The organism is Nonomuraea sp. MTCD27 (assembly GCF_041950495.1).
Lineage (GTDB): Bacteria > Actinomycetota > Actinomycetes > Streptosporangiales > Streptosporangiaceae > Nonomuraea.
In genome coordinates this window covers 123,053-141,688 of sequence record NZ_JBGNUW010000012.1, presented here as the reverse complement: position 1 = coordinate 141,688, position 18,636 = coordinate 123,053, and the positions used below count along the sequence as shown (strand labels likewise).

At 70.4% G+C, this 18,636-nt stretch carries 17 protein-coding genes; 11 read left to right on the top strand and 6 right to left on the bottom strand.

The features are described from left to right. The first annotated feature begins 112 nt into the window (after positions 1–112). The 3 genes from hypF (at position 113) to dop (ending at position 5,307) form a co-directional block, all read left to right on the top strand. Positions 113–2,371 (top strand): carbamoyltransferase HypF, encoded by a 2,259-nt coding sequence (hypF, locus tag ACBJ59_RS32285; RefSeq protein ID WP_375113987.1) that lies wholly within the window; start codon positions 113–115, stop codon positions 2,369–2,371. Positions 2,372–2,608: 237 nt separating this feature from the next. After that, on the top strand, positions 2,609–3,706 hold the full coding sequence (locus ACBJ59_RS32280; RefSeq protein WP_375113986.1) for an acyltransferase family protein: 1,098 nt from the start codon (positions 2,609–2,611) through the stop codon (positions 3,704–3,706). Positions 3,707–3,792: 86 nt separating this feature from the next. Next, complete coding sequence (dop, locus tag ACBJ59_RS32275) at positions 3,793–5,307, top strand: depupylase/deamidase Dop (protein WP_375113985.1); 1,515 nt, start codon at positions 3,793–3,795, stop codon at positions 5,305–5,307. A gap of 35 nt (positions 5,308–5,342) precedes the next feature. Here dop and ACBJ59_RS32270 read toward each other — a convergent pair whose 3' ends face one another. Then, complete coding sequence (locus ACBJ59_RS32270; RefSeq protein WP_375113984.1) at positions 5,343–5,747, bottom strand: hypothetical protein; 405 nt, start codon at positions 5,745–5,747, stop codon at positions 5,343–5,345. Positions 5,748–5,893: 146 nt separating this feature from the next. On the opposite strand from ACBJ59_RS32270, the gene ACBJ59_RS32265 reads away from it, so the two are divergent. Next, the gene (locus tag ACBJ59_RS32265; RefSeq protein WP_148031422.1) at positions 5,894–6,103 is read left to right on the top strand and encodes a ubiquitin-like protein Pup; all 210 of its coding nucleotides are present in this window, start codon (positions 5,894–5,896) and stop codon (positions 6,101–6,103) included. A 32-nt stretch (positions 6,104–6,135) separates the two neighbouring features. Beyond that, on the top strand, positions 6,136–6,543 hold the full coding sequence (locus ACBJ59_RS32260) for an endonuclease domain-containing protein (RefSeq protein ID WP_375113983.1): 408 nt from the start codon (positions 6,136–6,138) through the stop codon (positions 6,541–6,543). Positions 6,544–6,622: 79 nt separating this feature from the next. Here the strand turns inward: ACBJ59_RS32260 and ACBJ59_RS32255 are convergent, their stop codons facing one another. Genes ACBJ59_RS32255 through ACBJ59_RS32235 form a run of 5 tightly spaced genes read right to left on the bottom strand, consistent with a single transcriptional unit; the run spans position 6,623 to position 11,857 of the window. Further along, positions 6,623–7,669 (bottom strand): DNA polymerase IV, encoded by a 1,047-nt coding sequence (locus tag ACBJ59_RS32255; RefSeq protein ID WP_375113982.1) that lies wholly within the window; start codon positions 7,667–7,669, stop codon positions 6,623–6,625. A 46-nt stretch (positions 7,670–7,715) separates the two neighbouring features. Beyond that, positions 7,716–8,771, bottom strand: coding sequence for an ABC transporter ATP-binding protein (locus ACBJ59_RS32250; protein WP_375113981.1), 1,056 nt, complete (start codon positions 8,769–8,771; stop codon positions 7,716–7,718). Further along, positions 8,768–9,586, bottom strand: a complete 819-nt coding sequence (locus ACBJ59_RS32245) for an ABC transporter permease subunit (RefSeq protein WP_364137518.1) — start codon at positions 9,584–9,586, stop codon at positions 8,768–8,770. Before ACBJ59_RS32245 ends, ACBJ59_RS32250 begins: the two co-directional genes overlap by 4 nt. Continuing rightward, a complete protein-coding gene (locus tag ACBJ59_RS32240; protein ID WP_364137520.1) occupies positions 9,583–10,509 on the bottom strand; it encodes a sugar ABC transporter permease in 927 nt (308 codons plus the stop codon). The genes ACBJ59_RS32245 and ACBJ59_RS32240 overlap by 4 nt, the downstream gene beginning before the upstream one ends. Then, positions 10,484–11,857, bottom strand: coding sequence for an extracellular solute-binding protein (locus tag ACBJ59_RS32235; RefSeq protein WP_375113980.1), 1,374 nt, complete (start codon positions 11,855–11,857; stop codon positions 10,484–10,486). Before ACBJ59_RS32235 ends, ACBJ59_RS32240 begins: the two co-directional genes overlap by 26 nt. Positions 11,858–12,072: 215 nt before the next feature. On the opposite strand from ACBJ59_RS32235, the gene prcB reads away from it, so the two are divergent. The 6 genes from prcB to ACBJ59_RS32205 all read left to right on the top strand — a co-directional run bounded on the left by prcB (position 12,073) and on the right by ACBJ59_RS32205 (position 18,565). After that, positions 12,073–12,921: a proteasome subunit beta gene (gene prcB / locus ACBJ59_RS32230; RefSeq protein WP_375113979.1), complete on the top strand. Its 849-nt coding sequence runs from the start codon at positions 12,073–12,075 to the stop codon at positions 12,919–12,921. A gap of 21 nt (positions 12,922–12,942) precedes the next feature. Then, positions 12,943–13,737: a proteasome subunit alpha gene (gene prcA / locus ACBJ59_RS32225; RefSeq protein ID WP_375114171.1), complete on the top strand. Its 795-nt coding sequence runs from the start codon at positions 12,943–12,945 to the stop codon at positions 13,735–13,737. Positions 13,738–14,033: 296 nt separating this feature from the next. Continuing rightward, on the top strand, positions 14,034–14,561 hold the full coding sequence (locus ACBJ59_RS32220) for a hypothetical protein (RefSeq protein WP_375113978.1): 528 nt from the start codon (positions 14,034–14,036) through the stop codon (positions 14,559–14,561). Positions 14,562–14,694: 133 nt separating this feature from the next. Then, positions 14,695–16,053, top strand: coding sequence for a Pup--protein ligase (pafA, locus tag ACBJ59_RS32215; protein WP_357812676.1), 1,359 nt, complete (start codon positions 14,695–14,697; stop codon positions 16,051–16,053). A 360-nt stretch (positions 16,054–16,413) separates the two neighbouring features. Then, entirely contained in the window at positions 16,414–17,355 is a 942-nt protein-coding gene (locus ACBJ59_RS32210) for an FKBP-type peptidyl-prolyl cis-trans isomerase (RefSeq protein WP_375113977.1), read from the top strand. Positions 17,356–17,620: 265 nt separating this feature from the next. Further along, positions 17,621–18,565 (top strand): FKBP-type peptidyl-prolyl cis-trans isomerase, encoded by a 945-nt coding sequence (locus tag ACBJ59_RS32205; protein ID WP_375113976.1) that lies wholly within the window; start codon positions 17,621–17,623, stop codon positions 18,563–18,565. Positions 18,566–18,636 lie beyond the last annotated feature (71 nt).

The window sequence follows — 18,636 nt, the reverse complement described above, 5'->3', positions numbered from 1 at the left end:
TGTCCGGTTGCGCGGCAAAGGCGAGGGTGCTCCCGGGGCGAAGGCGCGGTGAAGGCGCGACGACACGGCCGATACGCATGCACGCCATCCCGATGAAGCGCACACTGGGCCTGTGACCACGCTCAAACGGGTAGACGTGCACGTCGAAGGCATTGTCCAGGGGGTCGGCTTCCGGCCCTTCGTCTACTCGCTCGCCAACCGGCTGGGGCTGGCCGGGCGCGTGCACAACGACGTCAACGGCGTACACATCGAAGTCGAAGGAGCCCTGGCCGGGGTCGAGGAGTTCCTGACCGCCCTCGAACGCGACGCGCCCGCCCTGTCCGAGATCGAGCGGGTCACCGTCGTCAGCGGCGAGCCCGCCGGGCACAGCGGCTTCACCATCGCCGCCAGCGACCCCTCCGGGCTGCGCCGCGCCCTCGTCTCGGCCGACGGCGCCACCTGCGACGACTGCCTGCGCGAGCTGCACGACCCGGCCGACCGCCGCCACCGGTACCCGTTCATCAACTGCACCAACTGCGGGCCGCGCTTCACCATCGTCCGCGGCGTCCCGTACGACCGGCTGCTGACCACCATGGCCGGCTTCAGCATGTGCGACGCCTGCGCCCGCGAATACCACGACCCCGCCGACCGCCGCTTCCACGCCCAGCCCACCTGCTGCCCCGACTGCGGGCCCCAGCTGCGGCTGCGCGACGCGCGCGGCACCGAGCTGTGCGGCGACCCCGTCGCCTGCGCCGCCACCCTGCTGCGCGCCGGGCGCGTCGTCGCCGTCAAGGGCCTGGGCGGCTACCACCTCGCCGTCACCGCCTCCGACGAGCGGGCCGCCGCCGCGCTGCGCGGCCGCAAGCACCGAGAGGACAAACCGTTCGCCGTCATGGCCGCCGACCTGGCGCAGGCCCGCCGGCTGTGCGAGATCGACGACGCCGCGGCCGCGCTGCTCGCCGGCCGCGCCCGGCCCATCGTGCTGCTGCCCCGCCGCGCCGGCGCACCCGTCGCGCCCTCCGTCGCGCCCGGCCACCGCCGCCTCGGGCTCCTGCTGCCCTACACGGCCCTGCACCACCTCCTGCTGGCCGAACTCGGCGAACCCATGGTCCTGACGAGCGGCAACGTCTCCGACGAGCCCATCGCGTACGAGGACGCCGACGCCCTGACCCGCCTCGGCGGCATCGCCGACGCCTTCCTCGTCCACGACCGCGCCATCCACACCCGCACCGACGACTCCGTCGTACGCCCCGCGCCCGGCGGGGTCACCGTGCTGCGCCGGGCCCGCGGGTACGCCCCCGAACCGCTCGCCCTGCGCCGGCCCGCGCCCCGGCCCGTGCTCGCCTGCGGCGCCGAGCTGAAGAGCACCTTCTGCCTCGTCCAGGGCCGGCGCGCGTTCGTCTCCCAGCACATCGGCGACCTGGAGAACCAGGACACCCTGCGCTCCTTCGTCGAGAACATCGACCACTACTGCGGCCTGTTCGGCATCCGCCCCGAGGTCGTCGCGCACGACCTGCACCCCGGCTACCTGTCCACCAGGCACGCCCTGGAGCTCCCCGGCGTCGAACGCGTCGGCGTCCAGCACCACCACGCCCACATCGCCTCCTGCCTGGCCGACAACGGCGACCAGGGGCCCGTGATCGGCGTCGCCTTCGACGGGATCGGCCACGGCACCGACGGCACCCTCTGGGGCGGCGAGTTCCTCCGCGCCGACCTGGCCGCCTTCGAGCGCCTCGGCCACCTCGCCCACGTCCCCATGCCCGGCGGCACCGCCGCGATCAGGCACCCCTGGCGCATGGCCGCCGCCTACCTGCACGACGACCACCCCGGCCTGGACGTGTACAGGCGCAACGCCGAACGCTGGACCGACGTGCTGCGGCTCGCCGACAGCGGCCTCGCCTCGCCCCTGACCTCCAGCGCGGGCCGCCTGTTCGACGCCGTCTCGGCGCTGCTCGGGATCCGCGACAAGATCACGTACGACGGCCAGGCCGCGATCGAGCTCGAACAGCGCGCCGACCCCGGCGAGACCGGCGTCTACCCCGCCGCCATCACCACCCCCGGCCCGCTCGTCGTCGAGGGCGCCGACCTCGTCCGAGCCGCCGCCGCCGACCTGACCGCCGGGGTCGACCCGGGCGTCATCGCCGGCCGCTTCCACAACGGCGTCGCCGCCGCCATCACCCGCGCCTGCGTGGAGCTCAGGCAGCGGACCGGGCTGACCGCCGTGGCGCTGTCCGGCGGGGTCTTCCAGAACGCCCTGCTGCTCGAACGCACGGCCGAACGGCTGCGGGCCGCCGGGTTCCGGGTGCTCAAGCACGTACGGGTGCCGCCCAACGACGGCGGCCTCAGCCTGGGCCAGGCCGCCGTCGCCGCCGCCCGCGACCACGCCCTGTGACGGCACCCCACGGCACCCTCGGTAGGGCTGCACTGCTCGGGCGGGGTCGACCGGAGGCCACGCGGGCTGCGCCGATGGGGCAGCGCCGGAGCAAGCGGCGCCCGTACATGTGCTCGTGTGCCCCCGGCGTGTTGCTGATGGGAACAAAGGGCCCGATGGAACCAAAGTGATCAGGGTTACGTCAAAGATGGCGTGCATTCCCCCAACCGGTCAAAGCATGCTCGGGGAGACGGCCGGTTGGCCGAACTCGACCTCCTGCGCTTCCTCGCCGCCCTGGCGGTCGTCGCCTTCCACTACCTGGTCGCGTACGCCTCGGTGTGGGGAGACAGGCCCGCCGAGCTGTTCCCGGCGCTGGCGCCCATCGCGGGGCTCGGCATCCTCGGCGTCGAGCTGTTCTTCATCATCAGCGGGTTCGTCATCCTGATGAGCGTCTGGGGGCGCGGACTCGGCGCGTTCGCCCGCTCCCGGCTGGTCCGCCTCTACCCCGCGTACTGGCTCAGCCTGGCCGCCATCGCGGCCCTCTACGGCCTCACCGGCGCCAAGGCGCTCGACCCAAAACTTTCACCAGGCGAATACCTGGTGAACGCCACCATGTTCCAGCGGCTGTTCAAGCTCACCGACGCCAGCGGTGTCTACTGGTCGCTCTGGGCCGAGCTCCGCTTCTACCTGCTGATGGCCATCCTGGTGATCATCGGGGTCACGCGCGGGCGCGTCCTGGCCTTCTGCGGCATCTGGCTCGCCGCCGCGCTCGGGGTCAAACTGCTCGAGGAGTACGAGATCTTCGAGAACGAGCTCGTCCGCGAGATCGTCATGCCCGGCTACGCCGGATACTTCGTCGCCGGCATGGCCCTCTATCTCGTGCACAAACACGGCGGCGGCTGGTTGCCCTGGCTCTACGTCGCCGTCTCCTACGGGCTTTCCCTGCACTCGGCCCTCGGTCGCGTGCACGGCCGCATCGAGCTCGCCGGATTCAAGAACATGCCCGTCACCGACCTCAGCGTGATCGTCACCCTGACGCTGATCTTCGTCGCCATGGCCCTCGTCGCACTCGGCGCGGTGCGGATGCGGACCTCCCGGGTGCTCACCGCGCTCGGCGGCACGACATACCCGCTTTACCTCTTCCATAGCGTTGTCGCGGTGGCCCTCATCCCGCTGCTCACCGGCGATCTGCCCCCCTTGGCCGTCGCCACGATCACGACCCTGGCCGCGATCCTCCTGTCATATCTCGTCTACTCCTTTGCCGAACGCCCCATCCAGCGGCTACTCAAGCCCCGCAGACGTACACAAACCCCATCAGCTCCCGTCGTACAGGGTGAAAAGGCGTCGGTGCCATAACTCTGTGGCCCTGGGGCACTGTGAAGGGCATAGGCTCGGGCATATAAACGGCGGATAGACAGACCCGGACGAACAGAGGGTGTTGCATGACGGTGCGTCGGGTGATGGGCATCGAGACCGAGTACGGCATCTCCGTACCAGGTCAGCCAGGCGCCAACGCGATGGTGACCTCCTCCCAGGTCGTGAACGCCTACCTGGCCGCCTCGGCGGCTCGCGCGCGCAGAGCACGATGGGACTTCGAGGAGGAGAACCCGCTCCGCGACGCGCGCGGCTTCGACCTGGCCAGAGAGGTGGCCGACACCAGCCAGCTCACCGATGAGGACCTTGGCCTGGCCAACGTCATCCTCACCAACGGCGCCAGGCTCTACGTCGACCACGCCCATCCGGAATACAGCTCGCCCGAGTGCACCAACCCCCGGGCGGCCGTCATCTGGGACAAGGCCGGCGAGCGCGTCATGTACGACGCCGCCACCCGCGCCTCCGCCATCCCCTCCAACGCGCCCATCCAGCTCTACAAGAACAACACCGACGCCAAGGGCGCCTCCTACGGCTGCCACGAGAACTACCTGATGCGGCGCGCCACCCCCTTCGCCGACATCGTCCGGCACCTCACCCCGTTCTTCGTCTCCCGGCAGGTCGTCGTCGGCGCCGGCAAGGTCGGCATCGGCCAGGACTCCCGCGGCGAGGGCTTCCAGATCAGCCAGCGCGCCGACTTCTTCGAGGTCGAGGTCGGCCTCGAGACCACGCTCAAGCGGCCCATCATCAACACCCGCGACGAGCCGCACGCCGACCCGGAGAAATACCGCCGGCTGCACGTGATCATCGGCGACGCCAACATGTCCGAGATCTCCACGTACCTGAAGCTCGGCTCCACCGCGCTCGTCCTCGCCATGATCGAAGAGGGCTTCCTGACCCGCGACCTCGCCGTCGAGAACCCCGTGCAGGCCCTGCGCGCCGTCTCCCACGACCCCAGCTGCCGCTACGAGATCCCCATGCGCGACGGCCGCAAGCTCACCGCCGTCCAGCTCCAGATGGAATACCTCGAGCAGGCCCGCAAATACGTCGAAGAGCGCGGCACCGCCCAGGACGAGATGAACAAGGACATCCTCGACCGCTGGGAATCCGTCCTCACCCGCCTCGCCGAAGACCCCATGCAGCTCTCCCGCGAGCTCGACTGGGTCGCCAAGCTCGAACTCCTCGAGGGCTACCGCAGCCGCGACGGCCTGGCCTGGTCCCACCCCCGGCTCCAGCTCGTCGACCTGCAATACTCCGACATCCGCCCCGACCGCGGCCTCTACAACCGCCTGGTCGCCCGCGGACGCATGCAGCGCCTCGTCACCGAAGAAGAGGTCCAGCGCGCCGTCGAGAGCCCGCCCACCGACACCCGCGCCTACTTCCGTGGCCGCTGCCTGAGCCAGTACAGCGAATCCGTCGCCGCCGCCTCCTGGGACTCCGTCATCTTCGACATCCCCGGCAGGGAATCACTCCAGCGCGTCCCCACCCTCGAACCGCTGCGCGGCACCAAGGCCCACGTCGGAGAGCTCTTCGACCGCTGCCACACCGCCGCCGACCTCGTCGCCGCCCTCACCGGCGGCGACTGACCCGCCCACCGCTCGCTCCCGGGGCCGGCCGGCCGTCACAGCAGGCCGATCCCCAGCGTCAGCGTGCCCACCGCCAGGCACGCACCACCGGCGACCGTCAGCCAGATCAGCTTGCTCGGCTTCGTGTCGCTCGGGCGCACCACCGACAGGAAGAACCCCAGCGGCATCAGGATCGGGGCCGCCACGATCAGCGTCCTGGTCAGCGCCTTGAGGCCCTCCGGCAGGCCCGACTGGTCCACGTACAGCATCGCCACCAGGGCGAACAGCACCAGCACGCCCGCATGGGCATGACCCGCGCGCCACAGGCCGCGGCGAACCGGGTTGTCCAGGTAGCCCGGGACGTTCTTCATCAGGAACGACAGCAGCGACACGCCACCGAAGGCCACCAGCGGGACTGTGATGAGGAGCACACCAGCCGTGCTCAGGGACGAAGGGGACATCTCAACCTCCTGTGTCTACGGGGGTTCATTATTGGATAGGACTGCTATCTAGTCAACCCGGCAAGATCGACGGGCGATCGGCGCGAAATGTCGCCCGGTTCGGGGAAGATATGCCTAGAGGCAGTCCCCCAAAGCGGAGGTAGGACATGGCAACCAAGGACACCGGCGGCCAGAAGCAGACCGGCCGTCGCGAGAGCGAAGTCGAGGAGACCGAGGCCTCGGCGGCACCGGACGTTCAGGAGCGGCAGGAGAAGCTCACGGACGATGTCGACGCGATTCTGGATGAAATCGACGAAGTTCTCGAAGAGAACGCAGAGGAGTTCGTGCGCAGTTACGTCCAGAAGGGCGGAGAGTAGGGCACAACGGACAGGCGCAAGGGGTAGATCTGGTGGAGTCGCCGGGTGATGCGACGTGGTGTCCGGACCGTGGTGAGCTCAAGGCGATCGACGGGTTCGGGCTCAACAAGCGCATGGCCGATGGGCGGGCGCGCTACCGCAAGGTCTGCTTTCGGCGGCGTTCCACTCAGAGTCATCGGAAGTGGAAGGCCGATGTGACGCGTGAGAACAAGGCCGAGAAATACCGCTACGGCATCACAGAGGACGACTTCGCGCGCATGCTCGCCCACCAGGGCGGGCTCTGCGCCATCTGCCGGGTCGTTCCGGGCACCTTCGTCGATCACAGTCATGAGACCGGGCAGGTGCGGGGTGTTCTCTGTTTCCACTGCGACAACGGGCTCGGATCTGGACGGGGAGGTGCTCTGGCCGGAGTTCGTGGTTCTGCCGGAGAGGCGCGGTGACGTTTCTGTGGTTTGAGGTTCGGGTCTCGGCGTTCTGTCGGCGGGTGACGCGGGCCGGTCAGCCCGCCTGTCCGATCTGTCAGCCGGGCATCGTGTAGTCGACGGACACGCCCACGAGGCGGATGGGGCGGGTGAGGTCGTGGCGGTCGAGGATGGCCAGGGCCGTCCGGGTGACGGTGTCGGGGTCGGTGGTGGGGTGGGGGAGTTTTGACTGGCGGGTGCGGGTCAGGAACGGGGTGGAGCGGATCTTGACCCGGACCAGGGTGATCTCGCGGCCGGCGGCGGTGGCGTCGTGGGCGACCTGCTCGGCCAGGGCGGTGAGGTGGCGGGTGAGGTCGGCCCGGTCGGTGAGGTCGTGCGTGAAGGTGGTCTCGCGGCTGTGGCCGCGGGCGATCCAGGGAGTGGTGACGACTTCGGCCTCGCCCTTGCCGAGGGCGAGGTAGCGGTACCAGGGGCCGTTGGTGGGGCCGAAGCGGCTCGCCAGGTCGGCGGGGTCGGCGGCGGCCAGCTGGGCGACGGTGTGCAGGCCGAGGGCGGCCAGTTTCCTGGAGATCCGGGCGCCGATGCCCCAGAGGGCGTCGGTGGGGCGGTCGTACATGACCTCGGCCCAGTTGTCGCTGGTGAGGCGGTAGATCCCGGCGGGTTTGGCGAGGCCGGAGGCGAGTTTGGCCTGGTGTTTGTTGTCGCCGATGCCGACGGAGCAGTCGAGGTCGGTGCGGGCGCGTACGGCCTGCCGGAGGTCGGCGGCGAGGGCTTCGGGGTTGTCGGTGGTGGCGCCCAGGAAGGCTTCGTCCCAGCCCCAGATCTCGACGCGGACGGGAAATTCGCGCAGGACGGCCATGACGCGTTCGGAGGCGGCCTCGTAGGCGGGTGGGTCGCTGGGCAGGAAGACGGCTTCGGGGCAGCGTCTGAGGGCGGTGCGGAGCGGCATGCCGGAGTGGATGCCGTGTTCGCGGGCCTCGTAGGTGGCGGTGGCGGCGACGGTGCGGGGCTGGGTGGGGTCGCCGGAGCCGCCGACGACGACGGGTTTGCCGCGGAGCTCGGGGTGGCGCAGGAGCTCGACGGCGGCGATGAACTGGTCGAGGTCGACGTGCAGGATCCAGTCCCTGGTGGACGTGGTGCCCATGTGTCCAGTATGGCCGGGCCGGGGTGGGGCGCCGGGGTAGGCCGGGTCAGGGGAGGGTCGTGAGGAGGTCGTCGTCGCGGTAGAGGAGGGCGCGGCGGGGGACGGCCCAGGCGGGGGTGCCGAGGGATGGTTCGTCGCCTTCGGGGACGACGAGCTGGATGAGGGTGTCGGGGGCTTCGAGGGTGACGAGGGTGTGGGTGCCGAGGTTCTCCAGGACGGAGATGACGCCGGGGAAGGCGTCGGGGCGTTCGGTGGCGGACAGGTCCATGTATTCGGGGCGTACGCCGTAGGTGAGGTGGCCGTCGCCGGCGGCGAGGGCCGTGGGGGCGGGGAGGGTGGCGCCGGCGACGTGGAGTGCGGTGGCGGTGGCGTGGGCGGGGAGGAGGTTCATCGGGGTGGAGCCGATGAAGGAGGCGACGAAGGTGGTGGCGGGGCGGTGGAAGATCTCGGCCGGGGTGCCGACCTGGATCATGCGGCCGTGCGACATGACGGCGATGCGGTCGGCGAGGGCGAGGGCCTCGGCCTGGTCGTGGGTGACGAAGACGGTGGTGACGGCGAGTTCGCGCTGGAGGCGTTTGAGGAAGGTGCGGGCTTCGAGGCGGAGGCGGGCGTCGAGGTTGGAGAGGGGCTCGTCGAAGAGGAAGGCGGTGGGATGGCAGGCGATGGCGCGGGCGAGCGCGACGCGTTGCTGCTGGCCGCCGGAGAGCTCGGAGGGGCGGCGATGGAGGAGCTCGGTGAGGCTGAGGCGGGCGGCGACGCCGGCGGCCTTGGCGGTGCGTTCGGCGCGGGGGACCTTCTTGATGCGCAGGGGGTAGGCGATGTTGGCGGTGACGTTCATGTGGGGGAAGATCGCGTAGTCCTGGAAGACCATGGCGACGTCGCGGTCGCCCGGGGGGAGCGCGGTGACGTCCGTGTCGTCGATGCGGATCTGCCCTCTTGTGGGGGTCTCCAGGCCGGCGATGGTGCGCAGGAGGGTGGTCTTGCCGCAGCCTGAGGGGCCGAGCAGGGCGAAGAACTCGCCGTCGGCGATGGTGAGGTGCAGGTCGTCGAGGGCGTGGACCCCGCCGGGGAACACCTTGGTCAGGCCGTGCAGGGAGATCACCGTTTGATCCCTCCGTGGAAGCGGAAGCCGTAGCGCTGGGAGACGAACAGGTACATCGCGACGACGGGCAGCGAGTAGAGCAGCGAGAAGGTGGAGATGAGGTCGAGCTTGGGCGCGCCGCCCTCGGTGTAGAGGGTGTAGAGGATGACGGAGCCGGGGGCCTTCTCGGGGTCGCGCAGCAGGATGAACTGGAAGAGGAAGCCGCCCCAGACGCTGGCCAGGGCCCAGACGGCGATGGTGGCCAGGCCGGGCCGGACCAGGGGGACGACGATGTGGCGCAGGATCTGCAGGGACGAGGCCCCGAAGACGCGGGCGGACTCCTCGTACGAGGTGGGGGTCTCGTCCATGAAGTCCTTGAGGATGAAGATCGCGGCGGGCAGCAGGCCGCCGGAGACGACGAGGACGACGCCGAGGTGGGTGTCGATGAGGTCGAGCCGGGTGGCGAGCTCGAAGATGGGCACCATGGCGGCGGTGCCGGTCACGACGGACGACAGCAGCAGCAGGACGTAGAGGAGGGCGTCGCGGCCGGGCACGCGGACGCGGGACAGCGCGTAGGCGGCGAGCGCGGCCAGGACGACGACGAGCGCGGCGGCGCCCCCGCCCTGGATGAGGGAGTTGCGGATGGAGCCGAGCGCGTAGGGATTGTCGAGGATGGCGCGGAAGTTGTCGAGCGTGAACTCGGGGACGGACGTGGTGATGGTGGGGGTCTCGTCGAAGGGGGCGCTGGCCAGCCAGAGCATGGGGAGGGTGAAGAAGGCCAGGACGACGGCGATGAAGACGGTGGCGGCGAGCCTGCCGACGGTGTGGCGGATCATGCGGGTGGCCCTCCGGCTGCGGCGACCTCCTGTTGCCGGCGCTGGCCGCGCAGCAGCCGCAGGTACGCCAGGGCGAAGACGAGGTTGATCAGCAGGATGAGGAAGGAGATGGCGGCTCCGACGCCGAGCTGGCCGTCTCTGAGGGCGACGCGGTAGACGTACACGGGCAGGATCTCGGAGCGGCCCTCCGGCCCGCCGCCGGTGAGGACGAACGGCGTGAAGTCGTTGAACGTCCACAGGCTGATGAGCAGCAGGTTGGTCAGGATGTGGCGGCGGATGCGGGGGAAGACGACGTCGCGCAGCTGCTGCGGGACGCGGGCCCCGGCGAGGCGGGCGGTCTCCAGGTGGGACGGCGGCACGTTCTCGAGGGCTGCGGAGTAGAGCATCATGGAGAACGCGGTGCCGCGCCACACGTTGAAGATGATGATCGACAGCAGCGGGTGGTCGAGCAGCCAGGCGAACCCCGGGGTGTTCAGGAGCGCGTTGAGGGTGCCTTCGTCGCGGTCGAGCAGCGCGTACCAGAGGAAGCCGACGACGGTGCTGGGCAGGATCCACGACAGCAGCACGACGCCTTCGACGATCCGGCGGACGGGGCCGGTGCGGGAACGCAGGATCCAGGCGAGGGCGAAGCCCAGGCCGGCCTGGCCGATGATGGCCGAGCCGCCGACGTACAGGAGGGTGAGCCACAGCGAGCTGAGGAAGCGGGGGTCGGTGAGGGCGCCGCTGTAGTTGTCGAGGCCGACGACCTGGGGGTTGGCGGCGGCCAGGCCGGTGAGGCGATAGTCGGTGAGGCCGAGGTAGACGGTCCACAGGGCGGGGAAGATCAGGAAGACGGCGATGAGGACGAGGGCGGGCAGGACGAACGCGACCGCCCTGCCCCTGCCGAGCCCCGCGGCGTCAGCCGCCGACGTTGGCCGCGCCACCGACCAGTCCCTCCAGCTTGCCCTGGTAGGCGACGGCCGCCTCGTCCGCGCTCTTGCCGCTGATGACGGCGGCGGTGGCCTCCTGCAGGGCGGTGGAGACCTGCGGGTAGACGGCCAGGCCGGGCCGGTAGGCGGTGATGGGCAGGACCTCGTCGGCGATGTACTTGAGCATGGGGTCGGCGGTGAGGACCTCGTCGTTGACGTCGGTGCGGGAGCTGATGCGCGCCTGCCCGGCGAGCTGCGACTTGGTGGCGGCGGCCGAGTGCATGAAGGCGAGCAGGTCCCAGGCCAGCCTGGGGTTCTTGGAGAACGGGTTGAGCACGCGTACGGCGCCGCCTGACATGCTGACGAAGTCCTGGCCGCGCAGGCCGGCTCCGGGCTGCTTGGCGGGGATCTTGGCGTAGCCGACGGCCTGGTCGCGGTCCTTCATGGGGGCGACGCCGGCCTGGGGCTCGATGACCGAGCGCCAGAAGTAGTCGCTCTCGGCGAGGATGCCGATCTTGCCGGCGGCGAACTGGGCGAAGGACTTGTCGCGGCCCTTGGCCTCCTGCTGGAGCCTGGGGTCGCCGAGGCCGCTGCCGCCGTAGATCTGCTGGTAGAGGCCGAGCGCGTCCTTCATGGCCTGGGAGGCGCCGGTCCATTTGCCGTCGGCGTAGATCTCGGCTCCGGCTCCGGCCAGCAGCGGGAGCACGCCCTGCATGGTGGTGGCCTCGCCCATGGCGGTGCCGGCGTTGAGCTGGATGGGGGTGGGCACGCCCGCGGCCTTGAGCTTGGTGCCGGCGTCGATGATCTCCTGCCAGCTGGTGGGCTGCCAGGGGTCGGGCAGGCCGGCCTTCCTGAACAGCGTCCTGTTGTAGAACAGGACGCGGCCGTCGGTGCCCTGCGGCAGGCCGTACTTCTTGCCGTCGAAGATGCCCAGGCCCTGCACGGCCTGCGGGATCTGCGCCCAGCCCTCCCACTGCTCGACGGTGGCGCCGCCCACCTCGGCCAGCGGTTTGATGTAGCCGGCCTGGGCGAACTCGCCGACCCAGATGCCGTCGACGTCGATGACGTCGGCGCCGGTCCTGGACTTGAGGTCGAGCGCGATCTTGGTCTTGTACTGCTCGTCGTCGACGCCGCTGGGCTGGAACAGCACCTTGACGTCGGCGTGGGTCTTCTCGAACTCGGGGATCACCCACTGCTTGATCCACTGGGCGGATTCGGCGTTCTTGCCGCCCTCGATGGAGTTGGCCGCGATGGTGAGGGTGATGCTGCCCCCGCCTCCCTCAGACCCGGTGCCGGTGCCGCAGGAGGTGAGGGCGAGAACGGTGATGGCCCCGATCAGCACAGGTCGGCTGGGGAGTCTCATGTCGGCCTCCTGTTCAGGACGTGCAGACATACCGACAATCGCATGGGCGGTGGCGGCCGTAAAGAAACGATCTGAACACGGACCTTCCGCGTTAATCGGATCTTCAAGGCGGTATCGCGGGGATGGTTCGCCGTGAGCTGATCGTGGGAAGTGCAGACAGCAACCCAACATGAGTAGGGTCGCCCTAGGAACACTGAACGTTTGGAGGGAGTCGCGTGGCATCGCACAGGGATCTGCCCGTCGGCTTGGTGAATCAGCTTTTCCGGAACACCGGGAGTTCCTCGTTCACGGAGTTCGTCGCCTCACATGCGCCCGAGTTGCTGCCACGGCGGGACGAGGTGCTGGCCACCCCGATCGGCGACCAGGTTCCGCACGCGACCACGATCGTGGCCGCCACCTTCGCCGGTGGCGTGGTCGTGGCGGGCGACCGGCGGGCGACGTCGGGCAACATCATCTCGCAGCGTGACATAGAGAAGGTGTTCCGCGCCGACGACTACTCGTGCATGGGCATCGCGGGCACGGCCAGCACCGGCATCGAGATGGCCCGGCTCTACCGGGTGGAGCTGGAGCACTACGAGAAGCTCGAGGGGCGCACGATGTCGGTGGCCGGCAAGGCCAACCGGCTGGCCACCATGATCAGGAGCAACCTCGCCATGGCGATGCAGGGGCTGGTGGTGGTGCCCCTGTTCGCCGCCTACGATCCCGACAGGGACGAGGGGCGCATCTTCAGCTACGACGTGGCGGGCGGGCCCTACGAGCGGGAGAGGTTCGACGCGATCGGGTCCGGCTCGATCTTCGCCCGCGGGTCGCTGAAGAAGCTCTACCGCGACGGCGCGACGGCCGACGACATGGTGATGACGCTGATCCAGGCGCTGTACGACGCCGCCGACGACGACTCGGCGACCGGCGGGCCCGACGTGACCAGGAAGATCTGGCCGATCGTCTCGGTGATCGACGCCGACGGCTACCGCCGGCTGTCCGAGGACGACGTGGCCGGTTACGTCCAGTCGATGCTCGACGCCCGCCTGATCTCGCCCGACGGCCCCATCGCCCCGCTGCGCTAGCAAAGGATCACCACTGTGTCCATGCCTTTCGGATATGCGTCCCCCGAGCAGATCATGCGGGACAAGGCCGACTACGCGCGCAAGGGCATCGCGCGGGGCCGTTCCGTCGTCGTGCTGCAGTACGTGGACGGCATCCTGTTCGTCGCGCCCAACCCGTCGCGGGCGCTGCACAAGATCAGCGAGATCTACGACCGCATCGGCTTCGCGGCCGTGGGGCGCTACAACGAGTTCGAGGAGCTGCGGCTCGGCGGCATCCGCTACGCCGACATCAACGGCTACACCTACGACCGCTCCGACGTGACCGGGCGCGGGCTGGCCAACCTCTACGCCTCCAACCTGGGCCGCATCTTCACCGAGTCGATCAAGTCGCTGGAGGTGGAGGTCGTCGTCGCCGAGGTGGGCGAGACCAAGGACGGCGACGCGATCTACCGGCTGACGTTCGACGGGTCGGTCTTCGACGAGCACGGCTTCGCGGCCATGGGCGGCCAGGCCGAGGCGGTGTCGACGCGGCTGAAGGAGCGTTACCGCGAGTCGATGTCGCTGGCCGACGCGCTGGAGGTGGCGCTGGCCGCGCTGACCGAGCCGGGCGGGGAGCGGCCGCCGGTGGGGCAGCTGGAGGTGGCGGTGCTCGACCGCAACCGGGAGCACCGCAAGTTCCTGCGGCTGACGGGCGCGCGGCTGGATCGGCTGCTCGCCCAGACCACCACCCCGCCGCCCGCGGCCACCACCCCGCCGCCGTCCTCGGAGGGCACCTCCCCTGAGGCGCCTCCGACGGGGCCTGAGGGCGACGTGGACGACGGCTCCTCACCGCTGTAGGCCCGGGCCGGGCCAAGGGGCGCGGGAGCCGTTCCGGCCGCTGCAGGGCACCGCACGGGGAGGGCTTCCCGCCGCTGCGGGGCGGTTGGGGTTCCTGGCCGTCGTGGTGCGGGACGCGGACTTCTCGGCGGGGGTCGCCAGTGGCGGCCCCCGCCGCCTTTCGTACGACACTGTCGGCGAATCTGGGTTTGGTGCCTACGCAGCGTCTTGTCGTACGGGGCGGGGGCCGTTCCGGTGTGAGCTGTTTCACTCCGGTACGCCCGAACTCACCACGGTGATCGAGGATCTTAAGATCCGTGAACACTCCACTGCGCGGCCTCCTCGCGGCCGGCGCCGCCACGGCCGTGATGCTCACCTCCGGGGTGGCCGCCGAAGCCGCCACCACCGCGTTCCCGAAGTACAAGGCGCCGAAGACCTTCGGCACCACGTTCCAGGCCGACCCGAAGCACGACTTCACCAGGGGCATCCACCCCCGCCACAACGGCATCCTGCGCGGCTGGATCACCGACGTGCGGGGCGGCGTGGCCGAGTACGCGCCCATCAGGTGGAAGAAGGGCACCCACACCGAGGGCTACTTCGAGGGCCCGCCCGAGGGCGACTCCATGGCCTACGCCTCGCCGATCGCCAAGGACGTCGTCTTCCTGTCGGCGTACGGATGCAAGACCACGCTGTCGGACCTCACCGTCAGCCGCAGGACGGGGCTCGGCGCCAAGCGCTGCTCCAGGACCACGCTGATCAAGCGGCACGACCGCGAACGTCGGCCGGCCCTCATCACCGTTCACCAGGGGAAGATCGTCCAGGTCCAGGAGATCTACACTCCCTGACCCGTGCACCCGCGCCCCGTGGGGGCGGGCGCGGGGGGCGAAGGGGGCATATGCGGCGGTCATCGGGGGCCGGGCGGGAAAACACCTGGGAAGATCTCTCCCGCTCGCCGATCCGTGGGCATAGTGTGAGGTGATGGATCGTCGCATCTTCGGGCTGGAGAACGAGTACGGCGTGACCTGCACGTTCAGGGGCCAGCGCAGGCTGTCCCCCGACGAGGTCGCGCGCTACCTGTTCCGGCGGGTCGTGTCCTGGGGCCGATCGAGCAACGTCTTCCTTCGCAACGGCGCACGTCTCTATCTCGACGTGGGCAGCCATCCTGAATACGCAACACCCGAGTGTGACAACGTCATCGAGCTCGTCACCCACGACAAGGCCGGGGAGCGCATCCTCGAGGGCCTGCTCGTGGACGCCGAGAAGCGGTTGCGTGAAGAGGGCATCGCGGGTGACATCTATCTGTTCAAGAACAACACCGACTCGGCCGGCAACTCCTACGGTTGCCACGAGAACTACCTGGTGGGCCGGCACGGGGAGTTCGGCCGGCTGGCCGACGTGCTGATCCCGTTCCTGGTGACGCGGCAGATCGTGTGCGGGGCCGGGAAGGTGCTGCAGACGCCGCGCGGCGCGGTCTACTGCGTCTCGCAGCGGGCCGAGCACATCTGGGAGGGCGTCTCCAGCGCCACCACCCGGTCCCGGCCGATCATCAACACCAGGGACGAGCCGCACGCCGACGCCGAGCGCTTCCGCCGCCTGCACGTGATCGTGGGCGACTCCAACATGAGCGAGACCACCATGCTGCTCAAGGTCGGCGCCACCGACCTGGTGCTGCGCATGATCGAGTCGGGCACCGTGATGCGCGACCTGTCGCTGGAGAACCCGATCCGGGCCATCCGCGAGGTCTCCCACGACATGACCGGACGCCGCCGGGTCCGCCTGGCCAACGGGCGCGAGGCCTCCAGCCTGGAGATCCAGCAGGAATACCTGTCCAAGGCGAAGGACTTCGTCGACCGCCGCGGCGGCGACGCCATCGCCCACCGGGTGCTGGAGCTGTGGGAGCGCACGCTCAACGCGGTCGACACCGGCAACCTCGACCTGGTCTCGCGCGAGATCGACTGGGTGACGAAATACCAGCTCATCGAGCGCTACCGGAAGAAGTACGACCTGCCGCTGTCCTCGCCCCGCGTGGCCCAGCTCGACCTGGCCTACCACGACGTGCACCGCAAGCGCGGCCTGTTCTACCTGCTGCAGAAGCGCGGCTCGGTGGAGCGGGTGGCGTCCGACCTGAAGATCTTCGAGGCCAAGTCGGTGCCGCCGCAGACGACCAGGGCGCGGCTGCGCGGTGAGTTCATCCGCAAGGCGCAGGAGAAGCGGCGCGACTTCACCGTCGACTGGGTGCACCTCAAGCTGAACGACCAGGCCCAGCGCACCGTCCTGTGCAAGGACCCGTTCCGCAGCGTGGACGAGCGGGTGGACAAGCTGATCGCCGGCATGTAGCTGGGTGGAGGATGGGCGGCGGGTGGCCGGCCAGCTCCCGGGCGAGCCGGTCGGCTCTCGGGTGGGCCGGTCGGCTCCCGAGCGGGCCGGACGGGCAGCTGGGCTGTTCGCGGGTCCGGACACGCGTGGGCGGGCAGCCGGTCTGTTGGCAGGCCCGGACACGCGGTGGGCGGGCGGTCTGTTCGCGGGCGTGAGCCGGGCGGGTGGGCGGCCTGTTCCCGGGCGCGGACGCGGGCCTGGCGGGTGGGCGGCTTCCTCGCGGGCCGGGTTCGCGGCCTGGACGTGGGGTTCCGTTTACCCCGGCCCTACCGGGAAGTCGGGTAGGGTGACGCGAATCTGACGTCTTTCCGAGGGAAACCCATGCGCCGCGCTCTGGCCGTACTGGCCGCCGTGCCATTGATCTTGTTCGCCGCCGCGTGCGGCTCCGACGACGGCGCCGGCACCAGCGCCACGACCGGCGGAGCGACCAGCGGGTCCTCCGGGCTCAAGGTCACCGGCACCGTGGGCGCCAAGCCCACGGTGACCTTCCCGTCCGGCTCGCCCGCGACGAAGTCGTCCTACGAGGTGATCCAGCCGGGCACCGGCACCGGTGTCAAGGCCGGTGACCGGGTGATCGTCAACCTGACCGTCTACAACTGGGACGGCAAGGGCAACGCCGCCGCCGGCTCCTCCTACGACACCAAGGCGCCGGAGACGATCGCGGTCAACGAGCAGCTCCCGCAGGTGCTGCAGGAGGGCTTCACCAAGGTCAAGCACGGCGGCCGGCTGCTGGCGGTGCTGGCCAACGACTCCGTCCCCCAGCAGCAGACCGCGCCGGCCGAGCCCACCAAGGTGTTCGTGTTCGACGTCGTCGGCACCCAGCCGCCGGCGCTGAAGGCCGCCACCGGCAAGGAGGTCGGCGAGTCCATCAAGGGCGTCAAGGTGGAGAACCCGGGCGGGGAGAAGGCCCCGACGCTGACCACGAAGACCGACGAGAAGGCGCCCAAGGAGCTCGTCGTCAAGACGATCATCCAGGGCACCGGCGCGAAGGTGCAGGCCAACCAGACCCTCAGCGTCCACTACACGGGCAAGATCTGGGGCACCGACAAGCAGTTCGACTCGAGCTGGGAGCGGGGCCAGCCGGCCGAGTTCCCGCTCGGGCAGGTGATCCAGGGCTGGCAGAAGGGCCTGGCCGGGGTGCCCGTCGGCAGCCGCGTCGTGATGAGCATCCCGCCGGACCTCGGCTACGGCGACCAGGAGCAGCAGGGCATCCCCGCCAAGAGCACGCTGGTGTTCGTGGTGGACGTCCTGGGCGCCTACTGACCCCTGGGCGCCTGACCGACCCGGGGCGCCGAGAGACCGACCCGGGCCGGTCGCCCGGGTCCGTCCCGGGCGCTCACAGGCCCGATCGCAGGCATCCGGCCCAGGCACGGGCGCCCGTCGTGAGTGCGGGCGTCCGGCTCGGGCGGCTGCTGGGCCGGTCGTGCGCGGGCGTCCTGAGCGCTTGCTGACGCGCGATCTTGTGACGCGGTAGCATCGCGAGCCCGGCGGCGCGGTGCCGCCGGGCCGCTTCGCGTTGGGAGGGCCGATGCGCCGCCGCCGTGCCACCGCGCTTCCGCTGCCGCGCCCGCCGTCCGTGGCCCCGCTCTCGGTGGCCCTGCTGCTGGCGCCCCTGCTGGTGACCGGCTGTACGGGGGAGCCCGCCGGGGCGCTGGACCTGAAGGTGGGCGGCTCGTTCGGCGCCCGGCCGACGATCGTCTTCCCCGACGGCAAGCCGGCGGCCGGGCTGCAGGTGGACGAGCTGGCCGCGGGCAAGGGCGAGCGGCTGGCCACCGACGACGTCGCCATCGTCCAGTACACCGCGCACGTGTGGGACGGCAGGGACAACCGCCTGGTCGACTCCAGCTTCAACCGGGGCACCCCGGCCGCGTTCCCCGTGGGGGAGCTGCTGCCCGGGCTGGAACGGGCCCTGCGGGGCCGCAGGGTGGGCAGCCGGGTCATCGCCGCCATCCCGCCCGAGGACGGGTTCGGCGCCAACCCGCCGCAGGGCATCGGCACCGAAGAGGAGCTGTTCTACGTCGTCGACATCCTCGGCGCCCACCACAAGGGCGTCTCGGTGAAGGCGGCCGGCGGGACGCTCGCCGGAGTGCGCGTCGGCGGCGGCGCCCGGCCCGCCCTGGCCGTCCCCGCCACCCCGCCGCCCGCCCGCTTCACGGCGAAGGTGCTGGCCAAGGGGAGCGGCCGCAGGACACAGGCCGGGCAGCTCGTGGTCACCCAGTACGAGGGCGCCCTCTGGAGCCGCCGCCGCGTCTTCGACGCGACCTGGACGACGGGCCGGCCCAAGGCGTTCAAGCTCGGCGACGGCAGCGTGATCAAGGCCTGGGACAAGGCGCTGGTCGGCGTGCCCGTCGGCAGCCGCGTCCTGATGATCGTCCCGCCCGCGTACGGGTACGGCCCCGGCGGTCACCCCGCGTACGGCATCAAGGGCTCCGACACCCTGGTCTTCGTCGTGGACGTCATCGCCGCCTACTGAGCGGACGGCGGCGGCTCGGTCGAGCCCGGCCGCTCTCGCGCCGATGAGCACGCCGGGCGCGAGCTTTCATA